The sequence below is a fragment of the Streptomyces sp. BL1 genome, from assembly GCF_057628045.1.
Genome location: NZ_JBXYWZ010000002.1, coordinates 1,158,274 through 1,174,014, shown reverse-complemented (window position 1 = coordinate 1,174,014; position 15,741 = coordinate 1,158,274). Strand labels below are relative to the sequence as shown.

At 72.1% G+C, this 15,741-nt stretch carries 8 protein-coding genes; 5 read left to right on the top strand and 3 right to left on the bottom strand.

What is annotated here, in order from left to right; all coding sequences use genetic code 11:
- Positions 1–61 precede the first annotated feature (61 nt).
- Both AC3AGO_RS05370 and AC3AGO_RS05365 read right to left on the bottom strand, forming a co-directional pair.
- Entirely contained in the window at positions 62–2,053 is a 1,992-nt protein-coding gene (locus tag AC3AGO_RS05370) for an N-acetylmuramoyl-L-alanine amidase (protein WP_487818950.1), read from the bottom strand.
- A gap of 373 nt (positions 2,054–2,426) precedes the next feature.
- The gene (locus AC3AGO_RS05365) at positions 2,427–3,596 is read right to left on the bottom strand and encodes an aminoglycoside phosphotransferase family protein (RefSeq protein WP_487818949.1); all 1,170 of its coding nucleotides are present in this window, start codon (positions 3,594–3,596) and stop codon (positions 2,427–2,429) included.
- Positions 3,597–3,907: 311 nt separating this feature from the next.
- Between AC3AGO_RS05365 and AC3AGO_RS05360 the strand changes: the two genes are divergently transcribed.
- Complete coding sequence (locus tag AC3AGO_RS05360; protein WP_487818948.1) at positions 3,908–5,407, top strand: DNA-binding protein NsdB; 1,500 nt, start codon at positions 3,908–3,910, stop codon at positions 5,405–5,407.
- A gap of 82 nt (positions 5,408–5,489) precedes the next feature.
- Here AC3AGO_RS05360 and AC3AGO_RS05355 read toward each other — a convergent pair whose 3' ends face one another.
- Entirely contained in the window at positions 5,490–6,974 is a 1,485-nt protein-coding gene (locus AC3AGO_RS05355) for a PP2C family protein-serine/threonine phosphatase (RefSeq protein ID WP_487818947.1), read from the bottom strand.
- A gap of 302 nt (positions 6,975–7,276) precedes the next feature.
- Between AC3AGO_RS05355 and AC3AGO_RS05350 the strand changes: the two genes are divergently transcribed.
- The 4 genes from AC3AGO_RS05350 (at position 7,277) to AC3AGO_RS05335 (ending at position 15,680) form a co-directional block, all read left to right on the top strand.
- Complete coding sequence (locus AC3AGO_RS05350) at positions 7,277–8,734, top strand: HEAT repeat domain-containing protein (RefSeq protein WP_487818946.1); 1,458 nt, start codon at positions 7,277–7,279, stop codon at positions 8,732–8,734.
- 276 nt (positions 8,735–9,010) lie between these two features.
- The gene (locus AC3AGO_RS05345) at positions 9,011–10,426 is read left to right on the top strand and encodes a GntP family permease (protein ID WP_487818945.1); all 1,416 of its coding nucleotides are present in this window, start codon (positions 9,011–9,013) and stop codon (positions 10,424–10,426) included.
- Between the two features lie 52 nt (positions 10,427–10,478).
- Positions 10,479–14,063 carry a hydantoinase B/oxoprolinase family protein gene (locus AC3AGO_RS05340; RefSeq protein WP_487818944.1) on the top strand — a complete coding sequence of 1,195 codons (3,585 nt, stop codon included), beginning with the start codon at positions 10,479–10,481 and terminating at the stop codon, positions 14,061–14,063.
- Between the two features lie 138 nt (positions 14,064–14,201).
- Positions 14,202–15,680 (top strand): hypothetical protein, encoded by a 1,479-nt coding sequence (locus AC3AGO_RS05335; RefSeq protein WP_487818943.1) that lies wholly within the window; start codon positions 14,202–14,204, stop codon positions 15,678–15,680.
- Positions 15,681–15,741: the final 61 nt, after the last annotated feature.

Genomic DNA, 15,741 nt, shown 5'->3' with positions numbered 1-15,741 from the left:
CCACGCACATTGTGCGTGGCCCTTACCTGTTCGTACTGCCGGGTCCGTTGTCCCCGTGCCGCTACGAGCCGGCGCGGGTCAGCTGTACGTCGTCGGCCTTCACGTAGGCCACGCGGTGCCCGAGCTGGATCTGGTAGTACGTCAGATCGCCGCGTACCACTGTGAACCGTTCGGCCTCGGGGTCGAACTCCGTGGCGTACAGATACTCACCCCGCTCCTTCGGACCGGCCGCGTACCGCTGGCCCGCCTTCACGGTGTACGGCAGCGGGGACAGTTTCTGCACCGGGATGTTCGCCGGATAGGCGGAGGTCTCCGGGTAGGCGCGGCCGTACACCGGGATCTCCTGCTTGCCGGCCTTCGGCGTGATCACGCTGCCCTGTGCCGTGACGGCTGTCGGACGGGAGGGCGGGTTGTGGAACCACGCCGTACCGCCCAGATACCAGATCGCCGTCCAGTCACCCTTGCGTCCCGCCACCGCGAACTGCTGGCCGGTGGAGGCACGGGCGCCCGTGTCGTTGACGCCGGTGGTGGAGGCGGAGCCGTCCGGACGCAGCCCGATGTCCTTGACCAGCGGTGAGCCGGCGTCCGGCGCGGTGTGCAGCCGGACCGCACCCGAGCCGTGCGGTGCACACGTCTCGCCGGCCTTCTTGCAGCCCGTGTAGACCGGTTGGTTGGTGGCGTACCGCGGGTTGACGGTGACCAGCTTGCCGCCCGGTGCGCCCTCCGGATGGAACGGCTTGCCCAGCAGCGCGAAGTAGTGCTGCCAGTCCCAGTACGGGCCGGGGTCGGTGTGCATGCCGGCGATGGCGGCGGGGGTCGTGCCCGGCACGTTGTCGTGGCCGATGATGTGCTGCCGGTCCAGCGGGATGTCGTACTTCTGCGACAGATGCCGCACGAGCCGCGCCGACGTGCGGTACATCGCCTCCGTGTACCAGGCGTCCGGGTCGGTCAGGAAACCCTCGTGCTCCAGGCCCACCGACTTGGAGTTGATGTACCAGTTTCCCGCGTGCCAGGCGACGTCCTTCAGCGGGACGTGCTGCGCGATGTGCCCGTCGGAGGAGCGCAGCGTGTACTGCCAGGACACGTACTTGGGATCCTTTATCAGCTTCAGCGCGCTCTCGTACGAGCCCTCCACGTCGTGCACGACGATGTAGTCGATCTTCTGCGAGGCGGGCCGCCGGGCCGTGTCGTGGTTCCCGTAGTCCTCCTCGCCCTGGTCGTTCTTGTACTTCTCGTACGGTGCGGGCACCCACTCGCACGACACGCTCTTCGGGCACTCCACAGGGCTGCCGGGCGCGGCGTCCTGTGCGCGGGACGGAGCGTTCGCGGGCCGAAGTCCCGGGCGGGCCCGCAGGGTGACGTACTGTCCGCTGTCCGTCGTTTGCTGCTCGCCCTTGCGCAGCACCGAGAAGACGTCGTCCGCGAAAGCGCGCGAGTCCGCCTTGCCGGCGCCGCCCGGATAGGCGGCCACCGCCCCGTACCAGTCCGCCGGGTCGGAGCTCAGCGGACGGCCCAGCCGCTTCTGCGCGTCGGCCAGCAGTGCCGCACCGCCGCGCACGTTGGCAGCCGGCGACGTGCGCAGCCGCTCGGGCGAGAGACCCGTCAACTGTGCCGCGCGCGCCAGTGTCCGCAGCCGGGCGGGCAGTTCACCGCTGCGGGCCTCCCGGAGCACCTTCTCGGCGCCGGCCGTACGGGCGGGCCGCGCGGTGTCGCCGCGCGCGTCCTCCGTGGCGTGATGACCCTCGCGGGCGGAGCGCTTGAGCGCGGTACGGGCGTCGGTGAGGTGCATCGGGCCGTAGCCGCCGGTCACACTCGGCGCACCGTCGTGCGCATCCCAGCGGGACTGCAGGTAGGAGACGCCGAGCAGCACGCTCTGCGGCACCTTGTAGTGCTGTGCCGCGGCGGTGAACTCCCGCTGCAGCGCGCGGTCCTCACGCTGGCCGGCGGTGGCGGACGGCACGGCGGAGACCAGTGGCAGCAGCAGTGCCGCGGCGGCCGCGGTGCCGAGCGCCGCCCGCCCCGTACGGCGGCGGGCTCCGGTGCCTGAACGCACAGGCGGGACGGCAGGTCTGCAGGGGTCGGACAGAGATCCGGGCAAGGCGTACCTCCTAGGACAGTGCGCCTCGGGCGTACGCCGTGGCGCGCGGGGCACGAGCTGACCTCAGAGGTATCGGTTGTCCGACGGTTCGTCAATCACCCGCCGCCGCACGGCGCGAGAGACCAACGCGGCACGTCAGCGGCCTGCACGGCGTCACAGGTGGAGACCCTTGGCAGGGGCACGCGACGACCCGCACACCGCCCGCCATGACTGGCGCGCGCAGGGCGACCACGGCGCGCGGGAGCGCACACGCTGATGGCGGCCCGCGATGCGGACCGCCATCAGTCTTCCTCCCCCTCGGGCCCCGGTCAGCCGCCCCTGCCGCGTCTCACCGGGTACCGACCGCGGCCCGCACGGCGCCGCGCGCGAGGGCGCAGTCGTCGTGCAGCCGCCGCAGCAGCAGCCGTTGTTCCTCACCGATCGCCATGGCCCCGGGCCGGTCCGGACCCGCCGGAGGCATGCCGGCCGTCAGCGGCTGCGCAGGCTCCCGCATGGTGCGCTGCACGGCCGTCTCGTACGTACGGATCTCGCGCGTGAGCACCAGCATCAGGTTGACCAGGAACGCGTCCCGGACAGCAGGCCCCGAGGACTGGGCCAGCTGACTGATGTGACGGCGCGCCATGGGTGCCTCGCCGAGCACCGACCACAGCGTCGCCAGGTCGTACCCGGGCAGATACCAGCCGGCGTGCTCCCAGTCGACCAGCGCCGGACCCGTCGGCGAGAGCAGTACGTTGGTCAGCAGGGCGTCACCGTGGCAGAACTGCCACGGCGCGCCCTGACTGCCCCCCGCATGGGCGATGCCGTGCAGCAGCTTCTGCAGGTCGCCCAGATCGCGGTCGGTCAGCAGACCGAGCTCGTGGTATCGCGCCAGCCGGGTCGGATAGTCGATCGGCCGCTCGAACGAAGAGGCCGGTGGCTGCCAGGAGTTGACCCGGCAGAACGTCCCGATCACGGCCCGCAGGTCGGCACGCGGCGGTGCCTCGAACGGGTGGCGCCGATTGGCCGCGGGGCGGCCCGGCAGACGCTCGATCACGAGCGTGCAGGCATCCGGATCGGCGGCGACGAGACGTGGCACCCGCACGGGCGGACGGTGGCGTACGAAGGTGCGGTAGGCCGCTATTTCGTGCGCGAACCGCTCGGCCCAGGCGGGCGAATGGTCCAGTAAACACTTGGCGACGACCTGATTGCGCCCCACCGTGCCGGCCAGCAGTACGCCGCCCCCGCGCCGGCGCAGCAGCCGCACCGGATGGAAATCCGGACAGACACGGTGCACGGACGCGATGGCTGCGCGCAGTTGGGCGCCCTGGGGACCCGAGAGATCGAGTCTGCCGCTGGGTGGCGGGGTGCCGGGGCCGTTCGCGCGCCGCGGTCGACCCTGACCGCCGTGGTTGATGCCCGTGTACGGCGGTTCTGCGGTCGTGGCCGGGCCCCTGGTGCCGTACGGCTGGGGTCGGCGCGGCCGGGGTGGCGCGGACACGGGGGACGTTGCTGGATACATGGGCGAGCAGGATCCCTTCGTGCGCCGACGGATTGCCGCGCTCCCGGCCCGGCCCCGGGCAACCTGTGCACCCTGGGGAATGCGGGTGGCCCATCCTCGGAAGAGCCGGGCGGAACGGAATCCGCACGGTGCCTGTCCGAAGTCCTCGGGAGGAGGACCGGGCCGGGAAGGCGCGTTCCTACAGGACACCCGCGCTCGGGTGGCACACCATCTGGCGCACCCTGGCGAACCCTGGCGAATATGCGCACCGCCGTGAGCGGCGGCTGCGCGGGCAGCTAGTGTCAACTCAGCCGAGAACCTGGGGGCTTGACGTGAACAAGGGACCCAACACCCGCCTGGCGGACCTCTTCGGCCTTGCCGGCTGGTCCAAGGGCGAACTCGCGCGACTCGTGAACCGGCAGGCGGCCGCGATGGGGCATCCGCAGCTGGCGACCGACACCTCGCGCGTGCGGCGTTGGATCGACGTGGGGGAGTCCCCGCGCGATCCGGTGCCGAAGGTGCTGGCCGCCCTGTTCACCGAGCGACTCGGTCGTGTCGTGACCATCGAGGACCTCGGGTTCAGCAAGCCAGGGCAAGCGGGGAAACGGCAGCGGTCCGGATCGGACGAGCTGCCGTGGGCGCCCGAACGCACTGCCGAGGTCCTCACCGAATTCACGGGAATGGACCTCATGCTCAACCGACGCGGCTTGGTGGGCGCGGGCGCCGCGCTCACCGCAGGATCGGCACTCAGCGGTGCCATGCACGACTGGCTCCGGGCGGACCCCGCACCGGCGGCCGGAGTCCTCCGCAGCAACGACCCCCAGTACATGGATCAGGCGTCCCTGGACCGCTACGAGGCGGCCCCGGTGGGCGCCCAGGAGATCGAGGCGCTGGAGCGCTCGGTCGAGGTGTTCCGCGCCTGGGACGCCTCCCGCGGCGGCGGGCTGCAGCGCAAGGCGGTGGTCGGCCAGCTCAACGAGGTGGGCGGCATGCTCGCGTACCACCATCCGGATCAGCTGCAGAAGCGGCTGTGGGGGGTGGCGGCCAACCTCGCGGTGCTCGCCGGCTGGATGTCGCACGACGTGGGCATGGAGCCCACCGCGCAGAAGTATTTCGTGATCGCCGCGCACGCGGCGCGCGAGGGCGGCGACCGCCCGCGCGCGGGCGAGGCGCTGTCCCGCGCGGCGCGCCAGATGGTGCATCTGGGACGGCCCGACGACGCGCTCGACCTGATGAAGCTGGCCAAGTCGGGCTCGGGTGAAGCGACACTGCCCCGTACGCGCGCCATGCTGCACACCATCGAGGCCTGGGCGCAGGCCTCGCTCGGGCACGGGCAGGCCATGCGGCGCACCCTGGGTGAGGCCGAGGACCTGTTCGCCTCGGACAACGGCGATGTGCCGCCGCCCAGTTGGATGCAGATGTTCGACGAGGCGGATCTGCACGGCATGCAGGCACTCGCGTTCCGTACGCTCGCCGAGCACGAGACGGCGGCGGCGGGCGCCGCCGAGCAGCACGCGCGCCGGGCGCTGGATCTGCGCAACAAGGGACGTCAGCGGTCGAAGATCTTCGACTACATCTCGATGGCCTCGGCCTGCTTCATCGCGGACGATCCGGAACAGGCCGACAGGTACGCCCGGTTGGCGCTGATGAGCATCGGCGAGAACTCCTCGCACCGCACCTGGGACCGGTTGCGCGAGATGTACCGGCTGACCGGCCAGTACGCGGGCTATCCGAAGATCGAGGACCTGCGGGAGGAGATCCAGCAGGCCCTGCCGAGGGCACCCAGGGCACCGCGCGAAAAGAGCGGCAAGGTCAAGAGCCGCCCCGTCTGAGCGGGCGGCTCCTGGCTGAACTGCCCTCTCCGCACAGCCCGTTCGTCCGGTGTCCCTGTCGTCCGGTGTCCCTGTCCGTCCGTCAGTCGCCGATGCGGGCGACGAGCACGCAGGCGTCGTCTTCGCGCTCCCTGTCGCCGAACTCCTCGACGACGGCGCGCACGCACTCCTGTGCCGTGCGGGCAGCAGTGAGCCGCGGCGCCAGCGCGAGCAGCCGGCCGGTGCCCGTCAGGGACTCCTCGTCCCCGTCGGACGGGTCCAACTGGGTGCTGCGCGGGGCGAGTCCGTCGGTGTGCAGGACGAGCACATCGCCGGGCCGCAGCTGCTCGCTGCGCTGCTCGTAGGCGGCACCGGTGGTGACGCCGAGCAGGACGCCCTCGGGCGGCTGGAGGGTCTGTCCCGTTCCGCCGCGGAACAGCAGCGGGGCCGGGTGGCCCGCCTGCGCCCAGGTGAGGGTCATGCCGCGCGGGTCGTAGCGGCAGCACAGGGCGCTGCCGAGCGCGGGCTGGGCCGCCGCGTCCAGCAGTTGGTTGAGATGGCCCATGAGGGCGCCGGGGCCCACTCCGGCGACGGCCATGCCGCGCACGGCGCCGAGCAGCATCGCCATGCCCGAGGTGGCGGTGACGCCGTGCCCGGTCAGGTCGCCGGCGGACAACAGGGTGCTGCCGTCGGGCAGTTCGAGCGCGTCGTACCAGTCGCCGCCGATCAGCGCGCTGGTGGCGGACGGCAGGTAGTGCGAGGCGAGGTCCAGGCCTCCGCCGCCGCCCGGCTGCGGGAACCGCAGGGAACCGCGCCACGGCGGCAGCACGGCCTCCTGCAGCTCGACCGCGACCCGGTGCTCGGTCTGTGCGAGGTGCTGTTCGCGCCTGAGCGAGTCACGGGTCTCACCCAGGGCGCGTTCACTGCGGCGCAGTTCACTGACGTCGCGCAGCACCGCCCACATGGACGCCGTACCGCCGGCGTCGTCGAGCAGCGGTTCGCCCACCATGTGCACGGTCCGCAGCGAGCCGTCCGGGCGGACCACACGGAATTCCTGGTCGATCGGCCTGCCGTCGATGAGGCAGTCGGTGACGCCCGCGGCGAGACCGGGCTGGTCCTCGTCGAGCACCCAGGAGGGCAACTCGTCGAGGGAGAGCGGCCCGTCGGCGGCGGTGCGCCCGAAGACCGTGTAGAGCGCCTCGGACCAGGAGACCTCGTCGGTCAGCAGATTCCACTCGGCGCTGCCGACCCGGGAGACGAGCGAGCCGGGGCCCTGGAGCGTGGCGGCCGTGCCGTACGCGGCGGCCGCGCCGCCGGCGGCGGGCTCCTCGGGCTCGGCGGGCACACCGTCGCGCAACTGGCCGAGATGGCCGTCCAGATCGTCGAGATGGTGCACCGCGAGATCGCACAGAGCGCGCTGCCAGCGCGACTTGGCGTCGTCGGTGCTGTCGTGGAACACGCTGCCGGTGCCGCGGCGCACGGCGTCGATCCCGCCGCGCAGCCTGTGCGTCTGTGTGATCAGGGCGTCCAGCATGGCGGGCTCGGGCGGCTCGGCGGCCGGCTGGTCCGCGTGCAGATGGGACGGCATAACAGTCTCCGCTGAAATGTGAGGGCCTTTATGACTCTTGCACAGGCGGCGCGGCACCGTAAGGGATTTGGCAAGACACGATCCGGTGGTGCTGTAGGCATATGTCATGGGCCAGTTGGTGCCGGGGCATGCGGCACGGGCCCCGGGCTCGGCGGAACGCCGGATTCCCGGTAGGCTCCGGCGCCGGTACGCACTGCCGTGGCAGCGCTGCCACCAGGAGTAGAACCGCAGGTACCGGCAAGACTGCCGGTCAGCGGAAATCCCGTTGCCAGTCGAACACCCCGCACCGGATGCTGAACCTTATGTTCGTCGATTCCGTCGATTCAGACATAGCGCCCAGCGGCACCCTGCTCGGTCTCCTCCAGCGAGGCCGCGGCGACGGGACGCTGCACGCTCTGGCTGCGCCGCGCACCGAAGCGCTCACCGCGCTCCGGCACTGCGTGCTGCACGATTCCCGGCGCGACTGGCACATCGAGCACCGTTCGCTCTATTACGCGCGCCTCCACATGGAGCTCGACGCCGGACTCGACGACATCGCGGAACACCTCTTCCACCCCGACGACCAGCTCGGTTCCCCCGAGCACGCCGAGGCCCGCACGGGGCTCGCGCTGGCGGTGCTCGGCCACCTCGCCTCGTACGGGGTGGAGGGCGCCCTTCCGCTGCTGCGCCGGTACGCGGCAGGCGGGGCCAACTGGCAGTGGGCCCTCGACGAGCTCGCCGTGCGCGACGACGACGAGGGGCTGCGCTCCCTCGGCCCCGCCGTCCTGGCCCGTTTCCCGCGCGACGAGGAGGGCGAGGCCGGGCTGACGGCCGCCGCGCGCGGCGCCTTCGAACCGCGCCCGTGGCGGCTGTGGGCCGAGGACCCGGCCCACCCCGAGCAGGCGGAACGGCTGCGCAGGGTGCACGAACAAGGCTCGTTCGACCGCTGGCAGCGCCAGGTGGACACCGGGGGACCGCGGCCCGGATGGAGCGTCCGCGAAGTGCTCGACTGGGCCCAGGAGGGCTGGGACCGGCACCCCCGCCGGCCGCTCGACGCGGCGGCCGCCCGCTGTCTCGCCGCCGTGGCGGGGCCCGGCGACCGGGACGAACTGCTCGCCGCGGCCTGCGGGCCGCGCGAGGGCGCACGGGCCGCCGCGCTCCGGCACCTCGCCGAACGCGAGGACGAGGACGTACTCGGCCTGATCGAGGCCGCGGCCGCCGAGCCCGACGAGGCCGTCGCCCGCGCGGCGCTCGCCTCCTTCGCGCGCATGCGCGGGGCACGTGCGCTGGCGCGCGCCCGGCAGTGGGCCACCGCGCCCGAGGACTCGCTGCCCGCCGGGCTGGGCGGCGTGGCGGCGGAGATGCTCGCCTGCCGCGGCGGCCCGCAGGACGCCGACGCCGTGCTGTCGGTGCTGCGCCGCACGGTGCGCCGTGAGGGGCCGGACAGTCCGGCGCTGTGGCCGCTGGTCGACGGTGCGGGACGGCTCGCCATCGCCTGCGCCGCGCCCCTGCTGCGGCACATCTACCGTGAGACGGCCTCCTCCCAGCTGCGCGGACGGACGGCCCGCGCGCTGGCCGTGACCGACCCGTCGTTCCCCGCGGGCTTCGCCGTCGAGTGCCTGTGGGACTGCGAGGAGAGCACGCGCGAAGTGGCGGCGCAGTACGCCGCCACGGGCGACGAGCGCGTCGTCGAACGCCTCCGCAGTCTCGCCGCCGACCCGGCGGAGGAAGAGGGCGTGCAGAGCGCCGTCCGCGGCCGCCTGAGCCCGGACCCCGGCTGACGGGCCGGCCGTCTGCCGGCTGACCGTACGTCAAGAGCCCGGTGCGCCCTGCCGGTTGGCGGACGTGCCGGGCGGACACCGGTGAACACCCCCTGCCCCCAAGATAAGTATGACTATCTGGGCGCAAGGGCTTGAATACGTCGTACAACTCGGCTTGAGTGTGCGCACGGCACGGACGACCGGTTCCGCACCTCCTGTCCCGCCCCTGCCGCCCCCTGAGCACGCGCACCGCTTCCCGTCACCCCCGAGGTCCGGAGAATCCCATGGAGTGTTCGCATGGAGGCGATTGAGCCGGCATACGGCACCGCCACGCTGCTGCTGATCGCCGCGGGCGCCGTCGCCCTGCTGCTGCTCCTGATCATGAAGGTGAAGCTGCACGCCTTCGTGTCCCTGGTGCTGGTGAGCGTGGTCACGGCGATCGCCGTCGGCCTGCCGCTCGCCAAGATCCCCGACGCCCTGATGTTCGGCTTCGCCGACACCATCGGATCCGTCGCACTGCTGGTCGCCTTCGGTGTGATGCTCGGGCGGCTGCTGGAGGTCACCGGCGGCGCGCAGGTCCTGGCCGACACACTGATCGGCAGGTTCGGCGAGAAACGGGCACCACTGGCGCTCGGGGTGGCGGCACTGCTCTTCGGGTTCCCGATCTTCTTCGACGCCGGCCTGGTCGTCTTCCTGCCGATCATCCTCACGGTGGCCCGCCGCTTCGGCGGCTCCCTGCTGCTCTACGCGCTGCCCGCCGCCGGGGCCTTCGCCGCCATGCACGCCATGGCGCCGCCGCACCCGGGCCCTGTCGCCGCCGCCGAGGCGCTGAGCGGCAACATCGGCGTAACCATGCTGGTGGGCATCCCCGTCGCCGTCGTCGCCTGGCTGGCCGGCGTCGTCCCCGTGGCCCGCTACATGGGGCTCCGCATCCATGTGCCCGTTCCCGAGGCGCTGTTCGGCGAGATGAAGGACGCGAACGGCAACGGCGCGGCGGAGGAGGGGGAGCCCTCCTCCGAGAGCCGGGCCCCGTCCTTCGGCACGGTGCTCCTCCTGCTGCTCGTGCCGCTGGTCCTGATCTCCTGCGACACGGTGCTGGACACGCTCGTCACCGCCGGCGTCCTCGACAAGGGCCAGGGCTGGGCCGAATTCCTCGGCCTCCTGGGCAACACCCCCGTGGCGCTGATGATCACCGTGCTCCTCGCGATCCTGCTCATCGGACGCACCCGGATGCCGTCGATGTCCCGGGTCAGCGACACGCTCGACGGCGCGCTCGGGCCGATCTGCTCCATCATCCTGATCACGGGTGCCGGCGGCATGTTCGGCGGCGTCCTCGAACTCAGCGGTATCGGCGCCGCCTTGAGCGGTTCCCTCTCCGACCTCGGCATCTCGCTGATCGTCCAGGCCTTCGTCATCGCCACCCTGCTCCGGGTCGCCCAGGGCTCCGCGACGGTGGCCCTGACCACGACCTCCGGGCTGATCGCCGGCGCGGTCTCCGAGGCGCAACTGGGCGACTATCAGATCGCCCTGCTGGTCGTCGCCATCGCGGCGGGCGCCACCGTGCTCTCCCACGTCAACGACTCGGGCTTCTGGCTGGTCAGCAGGTTCTTCGGGATGGACGAGAAGACCACGCTGAAGACGTGGACGGTGATGGAGACGACGCTCGGCGCCGCGGCGTTCCTGATCGCCCTCGCCCTGTGGGCCGTCGCCTGACGTACGGCGCGACGCCGTCCCCGCGGCCGGTCGTGGCTGGCACCATGGCCCCATGACCGGGCGCTGGGAATTCTGGATCGACCGTGGCGGCACTTTCACCGACGTGGTCGGCAAACAGCCCGACGGCTCCCTCGTGACGGAGAAGCTGCTGTCGCACGACCCCGGCCGTTACACCGACGCCGCCGTCGAGGGCATCCGGCGCATGCTGCGACTGGCCCCGGGGGAGCCCGTACCCGCGGACCGTGTGGACGCCGTCAAGATGGGCACCACCGTCGCCACCAACGCCCTGCTGGAGCGGAAGGGCGAGCCCACCGTCCTGGTCACCACGGCCGGCTTCCGTGACGCGCTGCGCATCGCGTACCAGAACCGCCCGCGGCTGTTCGACCGTCACATCGTGCTGCCGGAGGCGCTGTACGACCGTGTCATCGAGGTGCCCGAACGGCTCGCCGCCGACGGTACGGTCGTCCGCTCGCTCGACACGGAGGCCACCGCCGAAGCGCTGCGCGCCGCGTACGCCGACGGGTTCCGCAGTGCCGCGGTCGTCCTGCTGCACGCCTACCGGTACTCCGAGCACGAGAGCGAAGTCGCCCGCCTCGCCAGGGAAGCGGGCTTCCCGCAGGTCAGCAGCTCGCACGAGGTCAGCCCGCTGATCAAGCTGGTGCCGCGCGGCGACACCACCGTCGTCGACGCCTATCTGTCCCCCGTGCTGCGCCGTTACGTCGACCAGGTCGCGTCTGAACTGCGCGGCGTACGGCTGATGTTCATGCAGTCGAACGGTGGACTGCGCGAGGCCGGCCACTTCCGCGGCAAGGACGCCGTGCTGTCCGGTCCGGCGGGTGGCGTCGTCGGCATGGCCCGCTCGTGCGCGGAGGCCGGGCACGACAAGGTCATCGGGTTCGACATGGGCGGCACGTCGACCGATGTGTCGCACTACGCGGGCGAGTTGGAGCGCGTGTTCGGCACGCAGGTCGCCGGCGTGCGCATGCGCGCCCCCATGATGGACATCCACACTGTCGCCGCGGGCGGCGGTTCCGTACTGCACTACGACGGCGCCCGCTACCGCGTCGGCCCGGACTCGGCGGGCGCCGACCCGGGACCGGCCTGCTACCGGCGGGGCGGCCCGCTCACCGTCACGGACGCCAACGTGATGCTCGGCCGCATCCAGTCCGCCCACTTCCCCTCGGTGTTCGGCCCGCAGGGCGACCAGCCACTGGACGAGGAGTGCGTACGGGAGGGGTTCGCCCGGATCGCGGAGGAGACCGCCGACGGGCGCACCCCCGAGCAAGTCGCCGCGGGCTTCCTGGAGATCGCGGTCCTCAACATGGCGAACGCCGTCAAGAAGATCTCCGTGCAGCGCGGCCACGACGTGACCCGCTACGCGCTCGCCAGCTTCGGCGGCGCCGGCGGCCAGCACGCGTGCGCCGTGGCGGACGAACTCGGCGTCGACACTGTCATCGTTCCGCCGCTGGCGGGCGTGCTGTCCGCGTACGGCATCGGCGTCGCCGACGCCACCGCGCTGCGCGAACAGTCCGTCGAGGCCGAACTGGACGACGACTGCCTGGCGGACGTGCGGGAGCTGAGTGCTCGCCTGGAACAGCAGACCCGTGACGAACTGCGCTCCGACGACATCCCCGACGACGCCATCGAAACGACAGCACGCGTGCAGCTGCGCTACGCCGGGACCGACGCCTCGCTGACCGTTCCGCTGGACGAACGGGACGCCATGGCCGACCGGTTCGCGTCCCTGCACCGGGCCCGGTACGGCTTCACGATGGACAAGCCCCTCGTGGTGGCCACCGCCGTCGCCGAGGCCACAGGGGCCGCAGGACCGCACACCGCGCACACGGCGACAGCGGGGGAGCGGAAGGGGGCTCTGGAACCCGTCGCCACGGTCGGCATGTTCACCGGCGGCAAGCGGCAGCGCGTACCGCTGCACCGGCGGGACCGGATGCAGCCCGGTGACTCGGTCGACGGGCCGGCGATCGTCGCCGAGGACGACGCGACGACTGTCGTCGATCCCGGCTGGCGGGCCGCCGCGGGGTCGCGGGGCCATCTGCTGCTCACCCGCGTGCGGCCGCGCCCCGGAACGTCCGCCGTCGGCACGGAGGTCGACCCGGTCAAACTGGAGGTCTTCAACAACCTCTTCATGGCCATCGCCGAGCAGATGGGCGTGCGCCTGGAGAACACCGCGCACTCCGTCAACATCAAGGAGCGGCTGGACTTCTCCTGCGCCCTCTTCGACGACGAGGGCAACCTCATCGCGAACGCCCCGCACATCCCCGTGCACCTGGGCTCGATGGGGGAGTCGATCAAGGAGGTGCTGCGGCGCAACGAGGGCACCATGCGGCCCGGCGACGTGTACGCCATCAACGACCCGTACCACGGCGGCACCCACCTGCCCGATGTCACCGTCGTCACCCCCGTGTTCGACCGCGGGGGAGAGCGGCTGCTGTTCCTCGTCGCCTCCCGCGGACACCACGCGGAGATCGGCGGGCTGACTCCCGGCTCCATGCCGGCGTTCAGCCGCACCGTGCACGAGGAGGGCGTCCTCTTCGACAACTGGCCGCTGGTGCGCGACGGAGCATTGCGCGAGGAGGAGACACGCGCGCTCCTCGCCGGAGCGCAGTACCCCTCGCGCAGTCCGGACGCCAACCTCGCCGACCTGCGCGCCCAGATCGCCGCCAACGAGAAGGGCATCGCCGAACTGCACGCCATGATCGAGCAGTTCGGCCTGGACGTCGTACAGGGCTACATGCGGCACGTGCGGGACAACGCGGAGGAGTCCGTACGGCGCATCATCGCCGGACTGGACGACGGCTCCTACAGCTACGAGACGGACAGCGGCGCGGTCATCCGGGTGGCCGTCGCCGTCGACCGTGAACAGCGCACCGCCGTCCTCGACTTCGCCGGCACCTCGCCGCAGCGCGACGACAACCTGAACGCGCCCAGCTCGGTGGTGATGGCGGCCGTGCTGTACGTGTTTCGCACGCTGGTCGCCGACGACATCCCGCTCAACAGCGGCTGCCTGACGCCGCTCGACGTGCGCATCCCCGAGGGCTGCATGCTCGCGCCCGCCTACCCCGCGGCCACCGTCGCCGGGAACGTCGAGACCTCGCAGGCCGTCACCGGCGCCCTGTACGCCGCGCTCGGTGTGCAGGCCGAAGGGTCAGGCACGATGAACAACCTGACGTTCGGCAACGACCGCGCGCAGTACTACGAGACGGTCGCCAGCGGTTCGGGTGCTGGCGACGGCTTCGACGGCGCGGACGCCGTGCAGACGCACATGACCAACTCCCGTCTGACCGACCCCGAAGTGCTGGAGTTCCGCTATCCCGTACGGGTCGACGACTTCGCCGTGCGCGAGGGCAGCGGCGGCCCGGGCCACTGGCACGGCGGGGACGGCGTGGTCCGGCGCCTGCGGTTCCTGGAGCCCGTGACTCTCGCGCTGCTCACCGGCCACCGCAGGATCGCCCCGTACGGGATGGCGGGCGGCGGGAGCGGCGCGCTCGGTTCCAACGAGATCGAGCGCGCCGACGGGACGGTCGAGCAGCTGGAGGGCCGCGACGCGGCGGACGCCGGAGTGGACGACGTGCTGGTCCTGCGCACGCCGGGCGGGGGCGGGTACGGGCGGCCGTGAGGGCTTTGCGAGAATGGACGGTCGCGGGGCCGCCGGGGCGTAATCCGGCGTATTCCGCCGTACCTTGACGTACTCGGAAGAACCGACACAACTGTGCCGTTTCGTCCGTTGTCAGTGTGACGGCTTAGTGTGTCCGTCGTGACCGAACCCGTGCCGCCGACCAGCCCGTCCCCGGCCCCCGGCCCCGCAGCCGACGAGGGCCTGGCCCGGAGGCTGCGCGCGCTCGCCTGCACCGCGCCGCTGCACGACCTGGACGTGCGCAAGGCCAACCTCGCCGGCGAGTACAGCACGTACGCCATGGCCGAACTCGCGCTGGCCGCCATCGACAACGTCACGCTCCAGATGGACTTCGACACCGGCGCCGACCACGAGCAGATAGTCACCAGACTGATGCCGCGCGTCGCGGCCCAGGCGCCTGTACGGCAGGCCGCCGAGCACGAGCGCGTCGCCCGCTGGGTGCTGGAGAACCTCATCAACGTCGGCAGCGTGGACCGTGGATTCCGCGCGGTCTACGGCACGTTCGACACGGACGGCGCCTATGTCCGGCGGGACTACGACTTCAAGCTCATCGAGGAAGTGCCGGGCCCCGGCGGCAGCGTCTATCTGCGCACCACGGACGAAGCGGTCAATGTGCTGGTCGGCGCGCTCGACACCGACGTGACCAGCGCGCAGATCGCCGCCGAGGTGAAGCTCGAAGTCCTCATCAGCCGCGGCCGGCTGGCCGACGCGCAGCTCGCCGCCGAGCAGGCGCGCTACCGCACGGTTCAGTACGCGGAGACGCTGCGCCGCACCCTGGAGGCCACCCGGCGCAACGTGCGCGCGGTCGACTGGCTGCGCGCCGTGCCCGACATGATCACCGAGGCGCTCGACCACGTCGCCGACCGGTACCGCCACGAGAACGCGATTCTCACCAACATCCGCAAGGCGCGCGACGAGGCCGAGGGCGCCGATCACAAGCGGCGGGCCGCCGAGCTCGTCGACATCGTCAAGGACTGCATCCGCCGGCACACGCAGCTCCAGTCGCGGCTGCTGGAGGCCGGCCCGCTGTTCCGCGCCGAGCAGGACCGCCAGGCGTTCGCACCGGCAGCGGCACACGCCGGACTCGACCTGTACGGACAGCTGCTGGCGCCCCTGCTGCCGCTGCCCGTGGAGCAGGCGGCCCGGGTCACCGACGCCTTCTTCGCGCGCGGCGCAGGGCTGCGCACGCCCGGCGCCGTACGGCTCGGCGACCTCACCGAGCTGCTGCTCACGCCGCCCGCGCCGCGCGAGCACCTGGGTGCGGAGATGCCCGAGCCGGACCTGGTCGCCACCCCCGACGACAGCCGCTTCAGCGAGGAGCAGCTGGAGTCCGCCATGGAGGTCCTCGACGTGCCCGCCGACGTGCCGCGCCGGCTCTCCGGTCTGCTGGCCGACGCACGGCGCCGCGATCCCGAACTGCCCTATCTGGTCGCGCTGCTGGCGGTCCACTCGGCCAGCCCGCCGGTCGGCACGGCACACCGGCAGGGCGAGAGCCAGCTGCTGTTCGCCGTCGACGACGGCACGGAGCTGGACGACCCCGAATTCGGCGGAGCGGACCTGATCGTCGGCACGGCGCTGCTGGACGGGGAGGCCGCATGACGCCCGCCCCCGCACGTCCGCGCCCCACCTCACCACGCCAAGGAGCTGAACAGCCGTGACC